Source organism: Bacillus cereus group sp. MYBK139-1, from assembly GCF_051916915.1.
GTDB lineage: Bacteria > Bacillota > Bacilli > Bacillales > Bacillaceae_G > Bacillus_A > Bacillus_A pacificus.
Genome location: NZ_JBQAHO010000004.1, coordinates 180353 through 192137, shown reverse-complemented (window position 1 = coordinate 192137; position 11785 = coordinate 180353). Strand labels below are relative to the sequence as shown.

Genomic DNA, 11785 nt, shown 5'->3' with positions numbered 1-11785 from the left:
GTGGCTTGAGAGCGAGCCACTTTCGCTTTTTATGGGAATCCAGCTACAGTGGCTAGAATGTTCGGCGGCTTCGCTTTTTGTTGGAATCCAGCTACAGAGTGGCTAGAATCTGTTGGCCATTTCACTCCCTCGGACGAAGCAAAAAGCGCTTCTCTGTCGGGAGTTCCAATGTCCAAAGATTCTAAGCGAGCCACTTTCGCTTTTTAGTAACATTTGTTACAATAGTAAAAATAGAGGAGGGACGTTATATGCCAAAAGGTTCAGGTAAGGTTATTGCACAAAATAAAAAAGCATTTCATGATTATTTCATCGAAGAAACATACGAAGCAGGGCTTGTCCTTCAAGGAACGGAAATTAAGTCGATTCGCGCTGGACGCGTGAACTTGAAAGATGCGTTTGCACGTGTACATAATGGTGAAGTATGGGTTCATAATATGCATATTAGTACGTACGAGCAAGGAAATCGTTTCAACCATGATCCGCTTCGTACGAGAAAGTTACTTCTGCATAAAAAAGAAATTGATAAATTAGCAGGAGCTGCAAAAGAAACAGGATATGCATTAGTTCCACTTAAAATCTATTTGAAAAATGGATTTGCGAAAATGGCACTTGGTTTAGCAAAAGGTAAGAAACAATATGATAAGCGTCACGATTTAAAAGAGAAAGAAGCAAAACGTGAAATTGCACGCGCGTTCCGTGATCGTCAAAAGATGTAATACAGATATTTACATTTGTAAAACGGCGCGCGTATGTTATAATAACTTATGTAAGATTGTTGCACATTGAAAAACAGCTCTTAGTAGCTATCACGAAATTTTCTTCGTATGCTCCATTTTTATCATGGGGACGTTACGGATTCGACAGGGATAGTTCGAGCTTAGGTTGCGAGTCGAGGGGATCGGCCTCGTTAAAACGTCAAAGCCTATAATTGGCAAACAAAACAATCTTTCTTTAGCTGCTTAATTGCACTAAAGGTTCCTCCCTCCATCGTCCATGTGGTAGGGTAAGGGACTCAAACTAAGTGGACTACGCCGGAGTTCGCCGTCTGAGGACAAAGGAAGAGAACAACCAGACTAGCAACTTGGAAGCCTGTCGATAGGCTGAAGAGTTTGCGAAATGCTAATATATCGACTACACTCGTAGAAGCTTAAGTGCCGATATTTTTGGACGTGGGTTCGACTCCCACCGTCTCCACCAATACATATTTGGTGGTTTTTTTATTTTGTGTGATATGAACCATAACTTTGCCAGGTTGGTGAGGGGATGGTTCTTTTTGTTTTGTGCTTTTATAAAATACTTAAGTTGATAGGGATGAGGCAGTACCCCTGAAACAGAAAATAAAGAAATGGTTATGGATGATAAGCAGGTAGATACTATAGCTGCTCGTAAACGCCTGATTGGTGAGTTTCTATTAATAAAATCATTTTATTCAAATCTTAATATGTTTTGTGTTTCTATCTATACCTATTGTAAGATTATATAGAGTTCTCCTAATAAGCTGTTATAATGAATTTTTTTAGGAGTTTAATACTTATAAATCTTAAATTATTTTTGGAGATAATTTTTTATCTAACCAAGTTATATTGAAGTAGAGGTGAACCATCGGTGAGGCAGGTGTTAGTAATTAAAAATGAAAGGTCTTTATCAAAGAAAATCGTAAGCGGTTTAACGGAAGAAGGCCATTTCATTTTAAAACTTCACAATGAAAACGAAGGTTTAAATATAGTATATGAACAAGATTGGGATATTATCATATTAGATTGGGATTCATTAAGCATATCTGGACCAGAAATTTGCAGGCAAATACGACTTGTTAAAATGACACCGATCATTATTGTGACCAACAATATTTCTAGCAAGGATTGCGTAGCAGGGTTACAAGCAGGAGCTGATGATTATATACGAAAACCATTTGCGAAAGAAGAATTAGTAGCAAGGGTTCAAGCTATTTTAAGGAGAAGCGACTGTAACCAGCAAAATGAGACAACCTTTTATCAGTTTAAAGATCTCTTTGTTGATGCATCTAGCAATATTGTGAAAAAAGGTGGTAAAAATCTCTCGCTTACTAAGCGTGAGTACGATTTACTTGTATTTTTAATCAAGAATAAAAATACAATATTGAGCCGTGAAATGCTTTTGAACCAAGTTTGGGGACATAACGTAGTCGTAAATCCAAATGTAGTAGACTTATATATTGGGTATGTAAGAAAAAAATTAAAATGTGAGAAGAAAAATAGATATATTCAAACGATACATGGCAGAGGCTATTCAATGGTTGAATGATAAAATAGTTTATGTGAAATATGAAAAATTAGCTATTAATGGTCATTTTTTTTATAGTAGAAATCACAGTTTATAAAGTGCTAATCTACTGGTTAGTACGTGTGGGGGATGAATTTGTTGCGCATTAGTTGAGATTATATCTAAGTTATGTTTAATTTTATTAACTCACACCATTCACAAGATTTTCACATAATTAATGACTATACTTATTTACAGGATATTCAAATGAAAATGATTATCAATATTGATTTAGGTGAATAGCAGTTACTATCTAATTCAATCTTTGGAAGTCATCATTTTCGAAATAAATTACATTATAAGGAGTATACGTATGAAAAAAACTATGCTTTTAAAATTAGTAAGTATTCTAGCAATTTTTACTTTAATGTTAGTAGCTTGCTCAGATTCAGGTAAAGAAACTTCGAAGGCTACTAAAGATAATAGTAGTGATAAGCCAAAAACGGTTGAAATCACTGATGCGCATGGAAAAGTTACAGTTCCTGTAAATCCAAAGAATGTAGTTGCTTTAGATAATAGAACGTTTGAAACTTTAGCTGATTGGGGAATTAAATTAGCGGCTGCTCCAAAGGATGTCATGCCTGCTGATTCAGCATATAAAAAGGATGAAAAAGTTCAAAATATTGGGAATCACCGCGAACCAAATCTTGAAATTATCGCAGCTGCAAACCCTGACCTTGTAATTGTTGGTCAAAGATTTGCTAGCCATTACGAAGAAATCAAAAAATTAGTACCAAATGCAGCTGTTATTGATCTTAATTTTGATGTTTCTGAGAAGGCTACTAAGCCTGGAGAAAACTTAGTAAAAGGACTTAAAGATTCTACAGTTACTTTAGGAAAAATCTTTGATAAAGATAAAGAAGCTAAAAAATTAGTAGCTGATTTTGATAAATCTATTGAAAATGCAAAATCTGCTTATAACGGAAAAGATAAAGTTATGAGTGTTATCGTTACTGGTGGTAATATTGGTTTTGCTGCTCCACATTCTGGTCGTGTTTGGGGACCAATGTATGAAATTTTCGGTTGGACTCCAGCATTAGAAGTTTCTAATTCTACTGCAGGTCATAAAGGTGACGACGTTTCTGTTGAAGCTATTGCACAAACAAATCCTGATTGGCTGTTCGTATTAGATCGTGATGCTGCAACATCTGATGCAGCTAAGTCAGCTCCTGCTCAGGATGTTATTTCTAAATCACCAGCTCTTCAAAACACAACTGCTGTTTCTAAAAAACAAGTTGTTTATGCACCAGCAGATACTTACACAAATGAATCAATTCAGACTTACATAGAGTTATTTGGAAATATCGCAAAAACTTTAGCTAAGTAGTGTAAAGGAGTACGAAGCAGTGTCAAAAAATATAATTTCTAGGGTTGAGAATATTTCTCAACCCCAGTTTTATAATCACAATAAATTATGGACAAAATCTTTTATAATAGCGATTATAGTTGTTCTAATTTTAGGGATTATATCACTGTTTACTGGCGTTTATGATATACGTGGACAAGAGGACGGAATGGAGATGTTTTTCATCACTCGTGTTCCGAGAACAGTTGCATTAATGCTTACTGGAGCTGCAATGGCGATGGCTGGGCTCGTTATGCAACTCATTACACAAAATCGTTTTGTTGAACCTACTACAACGGGAACTATTGAGTGGTCAGGCTTAGGCCTGCTTTTTGTGTATTTACTATTCCCTGCCCCGACGTTAGTTCAAAGAATGACTGGTGCAATCATTTTTTCTTTTATAGGAACTATGATTTTCTTTCTATTTTTAAGAAGAGTTAAGCTTCGTTCGTCTTTAATTGTCCCGATTATAGGATTGATGCTTGGAGCTGTTATCTCTGCAGTGTCTACTTTTTTGGGACTCCTTTTTCAAATGACGCAAAGTATTGAAACTTGGTTTGTAGGTTCATTTGCTAACATTCAGGTCGGAAGATACGAATATTTATGGCTGATTGTTATCGTTACTTTGCTTATTTTTATGTATGCGAATAGATTGACTTTAGCTGGACTAGGAGAAGATGTCGCAACAAGCCTTGGAGTTAATTACAACCGAATTGTTCTTTTTGGAACGGCCCTTATTTCTTTTGCCGTTGGAATTGTTGCAGCTGTTATTGGAAACTTACCTTTCTTAGGGTTAATTGTACCAAATATTGTTTCCATGTTTAGAGGTGATGATCTTAGAAGTAATTTACCTTGGGTGTGTCTGATCGGAATGGGGACAATAACTGCCTGTGATATCATTTCTCGAACAATTATAAAGCCTTTTGAATTACCTGTTTCTTTAATACTTGCATCAGTGGGAGCAGTCGTGTTTATTACTATTTTATTGAGAAAAAGAAAACCAAGGAGGCCACGATGATCACATTAGATTATAGAAATAAAGAAAATGTCGAAGTCGATTCTAGCCTTCATAATGAAAGTAGATCAGCTAGCGCTTTTCGTTCTAAGAAGGAAGCAAGACGTTATTGGATTGTACTGATAACATTGATTGCTTTAGGCCTCCTTTCTTCATATGGACTGTTAGTGTATAACAATCCGGTTCCGATAGATTCACCTTCTTTTATCCCAGTTGTTAAGAGAAGGATTGTAGCTATTGTTGCAATGATTATTGCAGCTGTTTGCCATAGCTTGTCGACAGTTGCTTTCCAATCCATTACGAATAATAAGATTATTACTCCTTCGCTTTTAGGTTTCGAATCACTTTATTCAGCAATTCACACGAGTACAATATTTTTCTTTGGTGCTAGTGCATTGATCAATTTTACTGGGATTGGTCCATTTTTATTTCAAATTGTTGTTATGGTCCTCATGAGTTTGATACTTTATGGATGGCTACTTTCCGGTAAATACGGAAATTTACAACTTATGCTTTTAGTCGGGATTATTATTGGTGCTGGACTAAATTCTATGTCAACTTTCATGAGAAAGTTACTTGCGCCTTCAGAGTTTGATCTTTTACAAGCAAAATTATTTGGCTCTGTTAATCATGCAGATCCTGCATATTTTCCTATTGTCATTCCGATGATCATAATTGTAGCAGTATTAATTTTTGCTCATTCTAAGAATTTGAATGTTTTGTCGCTAGGAAAGGATGTTGCTACTTCCTTTGGAGTTAAATATCAACCTAGTGTAATTTATACGCTTGTATTAGTAGCTATTTTAATGTCTATTTCAACAGCTCTAATTGGGCCACTTACTTTCTATGGGTTTTTAGTAGCAACTTTGAGTTATCAGGCGGCGGCAACTTATGATCATAGATATATTTTCCCAATGGCTTTTGCAATAGGATTTTTAATAATGACGAGTGCATACTTTTTAATGTATCATGTATTCCATGCTCAAGGTGTAGTTTCAGTTATTATTGAATTATTTGGTGGAATTATATTCTTAACTATTGTTTTAAGGAAGAGGGCTTTATGATAAAAATTGATAATGTTAAAAAGTTCTATACGGATAAGGTAAAAATAGGACCTTTGGATATTGAAATACCAAAAGCGGGCTTTACTTCTTTAATTGGACCAAATGGTGCTGGAAAGTCTACGACACTTTTGATGATTGGCAGACTTTTAGATATGGATGAAGGTCAAATCCAAGTAGCAAATATGGATGTTTCTGAATCCAAATCAAAAGACTTAGCAAAAGTTTTGACTATATTGCGACAAGAAAATCATTTTGTAACGAGGCTTACTGTTAGACAATTAGTTGGATTTGGACGCTTTCCTTATTCAAAGGGAAGATTAACGAAAGAGGATGAAGTTATTATTTCTAAATATATCGACTTTCTAGATTTAACGAATTTAGAGAATAGATATTTAGATGAGCTTTCTGGTGGTCAAAGACAAAGGGCATATGTAGCGATGGTATTGTGCCAAGAGACTGAATATGTACTTTTGGACGAGCCGCTAAATAACCTTGATGTTGCTCGTTCTGTTCAAATGATGGAGCATTTGAGACGTGCGGCTAATGAATTCGGAAGAACAATTTTGACTGTTATGCATGACATAAATTTTGCAGCCAAATACTCTGACAAAATTTGTGCGATGAAAGATGGAAAAATTGCTGCTTTTGGAACAGTAGAAGAAGTTATGGACCCAACACTTTTGACAGATATTTTTGAAACAAAAATAGAGATTATTGATGGTCCTTATGGGCCGATCGCCGTTTATTAGTTATAAAATGTAAAAAATACTGTAGCTTGCGTATATAATGCAAGCTACTCGAGTTGAAGTTGCTGTCTGTATTTTATAGGCAGCAGCTTTTTTGTGATTACATTTATAAAAAAGTTATTTTACATAAGGTGAATGTGATTCTCTTGTTTTTAAAATGTCGTAATCAAAAGGGAGGAGTAACATTATGCTTACAGTGCGATTTTAGATGTGGTGATATACTGTTTATGAGTGTTTGTTGTGTCGTTTTTTGTCGGTAAGTCGATATTCTATGTCGAATCGTCGATATAATGAAAAAATCGCTGATATAAGTGGAGTTATCGTCGATATATTTGAAAAATCGTCGATATATTTGGGGGAGGGCTAAAGATGATTGTGAAAGAACGGCAAATGCCGATTTATTTACGGCAATTAGAAGCGTTATTTAGGCGATTACCAGCTCATCATCCGAAATGAGATATGATTGTAGAAAGTTTAGCGAAGCATAAGGCTGGTTATAAAGGTGAACAAGCTATTAATTATCCGCTAAGTTTTCTCTCGGAGGAAAAATATCGTATTTTGCACGATATAAGGTTGTTTGATCAAAATTACCATTTTCAAATTGATACGATTATCATTTCAGCATATTTTCTTCTTTTCCTCGAAATAAAAAATATAGCAGGTACGTTACTATTTGATTCAAAGTTTAATCAACTTATTAGAATATCAGAGGGGAATTCAGAAGGCTTTCCAGATCCAATTCTACAAGTGAAAAGACAAGAGGAACAGCTTAGGAAATGGTTAAGTCTAAATGGATTTTCTCGTTTTCCAATTGAATCACTTGTTGTGATTAGTAACCCCCGAACTATTATTAAAGCTTCAGATGATAATCTCCTTAATACAATTATCCACAGTGCAAATTTACCTAATAAAATAAAAAGGTTTGAAAGTGCATATAAGAAAAAAGCTATAAAAAATGTAGATATTCTTATTCGTCAAATAGTAGCCAACCATGCTCCATTACGGCAAAATATTCTTGAACAATTTAAAATTAAAAAAGAAGAGTTGTTACACGGTGTACAATGTGAGGTATGTTCTGTACTACCAATGTTTAAATTGAAAAAAGGCTGGTATTGTTCGAACTGTAAAGCTATCTCTAAAGTGGCGCATGAATTTGCTTTAAAAGATTACGTACTTCTTATTGGTGACACTTGTACAAATATGCAGTTGAAGAAATTTCTTAACGTTCAATCGAGTGCGACTGTCAAAAGACTCCTCAAAACAATGAACATCCCACACACCGGCAACAACAAAGGACGAACCTATGATTTAACCCACCTCCAATTATAATTTTGCTATAATAAATATGTACTTATACGAAGGGGAGTTTAATGAGAAAATGAAATCATTTAATATTGATCATTTTATCGCGAGTGTTTTACAGTGGATATTAAATATAGCGCTAATTATATTATCCATTGTCTTATCTATTTTTTTGATTAACGAGACGATTACTTTTATTCAATACATATTTTCAGCGAAGAAGTATACGTCATATAAATTAGTTGAAAGTATTATCGTTTATTTCTTATACTTCGAGTTCATTGCATTAATTATTAAGTATTTTAAGTCGAACTACCATTTTCCGTTACGTTATTTTATTTATATTGGAATCACGGCGTTAATTCGATTAATTATTGTGTCTCATGAGGAACCGATGGAGACGTTATTATATGCAGGAGCAATTCTTATTTTAGTTATTGCTTTATACATATCAAATATGAGAGATTTGAGAAAAGAGTAGTAGTGCAGACATAAGTTTGCACTACTTTTTTATATCTTGACCTTCAAGTTACTTGAAAGTTTACAATGTAAATAGGGCGTTTGAAATTGAAAAAAATTGAGAAATTAAGTGAAGAGGTTTCTTTTATTTGGAGGTTATAGAAATGAGTCAGGAATTGAAATTGCGTCCACTAGAGCGAGAAGATTTAAAGTTTGTACACGAACTGAATAATAATGCACATATTATGTCGTATTGGTTTGAAGAGCCGTATGAGGCATTTGTAGAGCTGCAAGACTTATACGATAAACATATACATGATCAAAGCGAACGCCGATTTATCGTTGAAAAGGACAATGAAATGGTTGGATTAGTTGAGTTAGTGGAAATCGATTATATTCACCGTAGAACGGAATTCCAAATTATTATTGATCCGAACTATCAAGGATATGGTTATGCAGCGGAAGCGACGCGTTTAGCGATGGATTACGCTTTTTCTGTATTAAATATGCATAAACTCTATTTAGTTGTTGATAAAGAGAATGAAAAAGCTGTACATGTTTATAAAAAGGTTGGATTTATGGTGGAAGGTGAACTGTTAGATGAGTTTTTCGTGGATGGTAACTATCATAATGCAATAAGGATGTGTATGTTCCAAAAGGCATACTTTGGAACGAAATAACCGATTGAAAAAGCTATAGATAATATTGTGTCTATAGCTTTTTTGTAATGTAAACAGAATGTATTTATCGATAAACAATAAATAATTATTGACTTGTGATACTGTCGGGCTTATTATGATGGTAATAAGATCAATGAAAATTAAAGGAGAGTACAGGATGAAAAACAAATACGCGGTAGCTATTTCTTTCATGATTTTAGCGATTATTACTTTAGCTATACATGCTTCAAACAGTAAAGTAGGAGCGAATGGATTCCTTGAAGAACCTTTCTTTTTCTTAGTACCGATAAGTTATATATTGTTCCTTAGTGGTATTGGTGTATTACTATTTGGACTTATTACTTCAAAGCTGAACAAGAGCAATAGATAGGGCTGTTAATCGGGATAAAACACTCACTATGAAATAGAAACATACCATATGGAAGAAAAATAATAAGTGAGTTGAATCATGATGGACCATTATATTTATAGAGGTAGACAAGTGGGAGCAGCTATTACACTTGCTGGGGCACAGGGGACCATTCATGCTGTGAATCAAGTGATTCAAATGCAGCAACAAGCATATTTTGCACAAATGATGCAAGGACAGTATATGCCATACTCACAACTTCCAATGCAAAGTATACATTATGATGTGTATCCAGCGAGTTTAATTTCCATTCCATATGGCGGGACTTACTTCTTATAAAAAAAGCGACTGATAAGAGTCGCTTTTTTTATATTCCGCCTAGATGCATTCCAAGGAATGCGAAGAGGATACCAATGATATAAGTAGCACTTAAATATAGAAATAGTATGCTAAGGTTTTTACGATTGAAGAGCTGAATGGACTCAAGCTTAAACGTTGAAAACGTCGTGAAGGCACCCATAAATCCAGTACCTAATAATAATTGCCAACCTGTAGTGACTCCGTTGCCAATTATATATCCGAGTAAAAACGCTCCTGTTATATTAATGAGAAATGTAGCGATTGGAAAGGAAGTTTTATTTCTTTTTTTAAACCAATTGCTGATTGCAAATCGTGTAATAGCACCGAAAAATCCTCCTGTTGCTACTAATAAAGCTTCTATCATAAGTGATCACCTTCCGTAAGATGTTTCTTAATTAAGAAATCACCTAATGTATAGCCAAGTCCAGACATAATGAGGCCACCAAGTATGCTGCATGATACATATAAGAAGGCTATGCTCCACTCAGAATGATTAATCAATTGAATAGTTTCTACACTAAATGTTGAAAACGTCGTAAAGGAACCGATGAATCCAGTCCCGATGCCTGTGATAATTTCTGAGGGCAAGATGTTTCGCTGGGCGATATACGTAGTCAGCCATGCTAATAAGAAGCAGCCGACTAAGTTAATGAGTAATGTAGCTAGTGGAAATGTATGATGCCAAAATTCATGAATCGTAAGACCTAAATAATAACGAGAAAGCGCCCCTAATATACCGGCAATGCCAACGATAATATAAATCAATTTTCTCACCTCTTTAAATAGCTTGCTCAAAAAAATAGACTCCTACCAGTAGTGATACTGGTAGGAGTCATTAGCTAAGCAGCGTTTATGGCGAACTCCATCGCCTATAATTATTACATATAGTGTACTAAACATTGCGCTTGATTTCCAGTGAAGGAGTTAGGGGATTTTGTATTTTTGATAATGTAAGAGCAAGAGTTATTGTTTATAAACTAAATATAGTGATATAAGGTTTTTGATATGATAAAATATTTGTTATGTCTGTCATTCAGTTTTATTTAACTGAAAATAAAGATAATTAAGTTATGTGTTTTAGAAAAGGGGCGTTTATTTGAAGAAGTTATTAAAAATAGTACTTATATGTATTTTAGTAGGGGTAGGAGTTGTAGGTGGTTTTTTAGGGTATATGACACTTACTAAAGAACAGCCTGCTGATGTTGTAAGTTTGAAGGTGGAAAATAATAAAGAGCGCGTATTAGCGACAGGAAATGAATTTAAAGTTACAACATTTAATATTGGATATGCCGGATTAGATAAGGACCAAGACTTCTTTATGGATGGAGGAAAGGGGTCTGGTTCAAGTAGTAAAGAGCAAACGGAAGTTAACCTAAAGAATATGCTTTCGTTTTTACAAAATGAGAATAGTGATTTTGCGTTATTACAAGAAGTCGATATAAAATCAATGCGATCTTTTGATGTAAATGGGCATGAATTTTTGAAAAATGGATTACCTGATTATGCTTCATCGTTCGGAAAGAACTATGATACAAAATGGGTCCCTGTCCCAATTACAAGTCCAATGGGATATGCGGAGGCTGGATTAAGTACATTTTCTAAATATAAAGTTCAAACAGCGGAGAGGTTCCAACTTCCTGGAATGGAGCCTTGGCCGAAGCGTTTGTTTGATTTAGATCGAGCGATTGTTGAGCATAAAATTCCTGTTAGTAATGGGAAGTTTGTTAGACTCGTAAATTTACATTTGTCTGCGTATGATGAAGGCGGGAAAATTAGAAAACAGCAAGTAGAGTTTTTAAAAGAATATATGAACAAGCATTATAAAAATGGTGATTACGTAATAATGGGCGGAGATTGGAATCAATTACTTTCTAACGTTCAATTAAGTGATCCGAAGTTTGTGAAAGAGCGTCCTGAATGGTTGGTAGAGTTACCGAAGGACTTTACTGATGGTGGCTTTAAGTGGGCTGTAGACTCATCTGTTATGACGGTGAGAGACGATGTGAAGAAGTATGTAGAAGGTGAAAACTTCGTCACGATTATTGATGGCTTTATCGTTTCACCGAATGTTGAGATTGTAAATGTGCAAGGAAAAGATTTAAAGTTTGAAAATAGTGATCATAACCCAGTGAGTGCGGTATTTAAGCTGAAGTAATTAAGTGCA

14 protein-coding genes, 1 other RNA gene, 1 pseudogene and 1 riboswitch are annotated in these 11785 nt (G+C 34.7%); of the genes and pseudogenes, 13 read left to right on the top strand and 3 right to left on the bottom strand.

All coding sequences use genetic code 11. The annotated features are described in order from the left end of the window. Window positions 1-29 precede the first annotated feature (29 nt). A complete protein-coding gene (locus ACTFRS_RS21565; protein WP_440025047.1) occupies window positions 30-176 on the bottom strand; it encodes a hypothetical protein in 147 nt (48 codons plus the stop codon). Window positions 177-248: 72 nt separating this feature from the next. Here ACTFRS_RS21565 and smpB point away from each other — a divergent pair, with 72 nt between their 5' ends. The 12 genes and pseudogenes from smpB to ACTFRS_RS21505 all read left to right on the top strand — a co-directional run bounded on the left by smpB (window position 249) and on the right by ACTFRS_RS21505 (window position 9600). After that, window positions 249-716 carry an SsrA-binding protein gene (gene smpB / locus ACTFRS_RS21560; RefSeq protein ID WP_001123901.1) on the top strand — a complete coding sequence of 156 codons (468 nt, stop codon included), beginning with the start codon at window positions 249-251 and terminating at the stop codon, window positions 714-716. A 126-nt stretch (window positions 717-842) separates the two neighbouring features. Further along, window positions 843-1197: a transfer-messenger RNA gene (ssrA, locus tag ACTFRS_RS21555) on the top strand. A 408-nt stretch (window positions 1198-1605) separates the two neighbouring features. Continuing rightward, window positions 1606-2283, top strand: a complete 678-nt coding sequence (locus ACTFRS_RS21550; protein ID WP_139868325.1) for a response regulator transcription factor — start codon at window positions 1606-1608, stop codon at window positions 2281-2283. Window positions 2284-2614: 331 nt separating this feature from the next. Next, entirely contained in the window at window positions 2615-3628 is a 1014-nt protein-coding gene (locus tag ACTFRS_RS21545) for a siderophore ABC transporter substrate-binding protein (protein ID WP_439195203.1), read from the top strand. A gap of 19 nt (window positions 3629-3647) precedes the next feature. Beyond that, a complete protein-coding gene (locus ACTFRS_RS21540; protein WP_000041834.1) occupies window positions 3648-4664 on the top strand; it encodes an ABC transporter permease in 1017 nt (338 codons plus the stop codon). Continuing rightward, entirely contained in the window at window positions 4661-5725 is a 1065-nt protein-coding gene (locus ACTFRS_RS21535; RefSeq protein ID WP_139868321.1) for an iron chelate uptake ABC transporter family permease subunit, read from the top strand. The genes ACTFRS_RS21540 and ACTFRS_RS21535 overlap by 4 nt, the downstream gene beginning before the upstream one ends. Continuing rightward, entirely contained in the window at window positions 5722-6474 is a 753-nt protein-coding gene (locus tag ACTFRS_RS21530; RefSeq protein WP_439195204.1) for an iron ABC transporter ATP-binding protein, read from the top strand. The genes ACTFRS_RS21535 and ACTFRS_RS21530 overlap by 4 nt, the downstream gene beginning before the upstream one ends. Window positions 6475-6840: 366 nt before the next feature. Beyond that, a pseudogene (locus tag ACTFRS_RS21525) lies at window positions 6841-7800 on the top strand (nuclease-related domain-containing protein). Window positions 7801-7849: 49 nt separating this feature from the next. Next, a complete protein-coding gene (gene psiE, locus ACTFRS_RS21520) occupies window positions 7850-8254 on the top strand; it encodes a phosphate-starvation-inducible protein PsiE (RefSeq protein WP_000834703.1) in 405 nt (134 codons plus the stop codon). A gap of 142 nt (window positions 8255-8396) precedes the next feature. Beyond that, window positions 8397-8912 carry a spermidine N1-acetyltransferase gene (speG, locus tag ACTFRS_RS21515; protein ID WP_000076827.1) on the top strand — a complete coding sequence of 172 codons (516 nt, stop codon included), beginning with the start codon at window positions 8397-8399 and terminating at the stop codon, window positions 8910-8912. A gap of 133 nt (window positions 8913-9045) precedes the next feature. Further along, window positions 9046-9282, top strand: a complete 237-nt coding sequence (locus tag ACTFRS_RS21510) for a DUF3955 domain-containing protein (protein WP_440025049.1) — start codon at window positions 9046-9048, stop codon at window positions 9280-9282. Between the two features lie 78 nt (window positions 9283-9360). Then, window positions 9361-9600, top strand: coding sequence for a DUF3947 family protein (locus tag ACTFRS_RS21505; protein ID WP_440025051.1), 240 nt, complete (start codon window positions 9361-9363; stop codon window positions 9598-9600). A gap of 28 nt (window positions 9601-9628) precedes the next feature. Here the strand turns inward: ACTFRS_RS21505 and crcB (ACTFRS_RS21500) are convergent, their stop codons facing one another. Next, window positions 9629-9985: a fluoride efflux transporter CrcB gene (gene crcB, locus ACTFRS_RS21500; RefSeq protein ID WP_087955060.1), complete on the bottom strand. Its 357-nt coding sequence runs from the start codon at window positions 9983-9985 to the stop codon at window positions 9629-9631. Continuing rightward, a complete protein-coding gene (crcB, locus tag ACTFRS_RS21495; RefSeq protein ID WP_000639329.1) occupies window positions 9982-10386 on the bottom strand; it encodes a fluoride efflux transporter CrcB in 405 nt (134 codons plus the stop codon). The genes crcB (ACTFRS_RS21500) and crcB (ACTFRS_RS21495) overlap by 4 nt, the downstream gene beginning before the upstream one ends. Before the next feature lie 54 nt (window positions 10387-10440). Next, a riboswitch (Fluoride riboswitch) is annotated at window positions 10441-10500 on the bottom strand. A gap of 217 nt (window positions 10501-10717) precedes the next feature. Here crcB (ACTFRS_RS21495) and ACTFRS_RS21490 point away from each other — a divergent pair. Further along, window positions 10718-11776, top strand: a complete 1059-nt coding sequence (locus ACTFRS_RS21490; RefSeq protein WP_000734866.1) for an endonuclease/exonuclease/phosphatase family protein — start codon at window positions 10718-10720, stop codon at window positions 11774-11776. Window positions 11777-11785 lie beyond the last annotated feature (9 nt).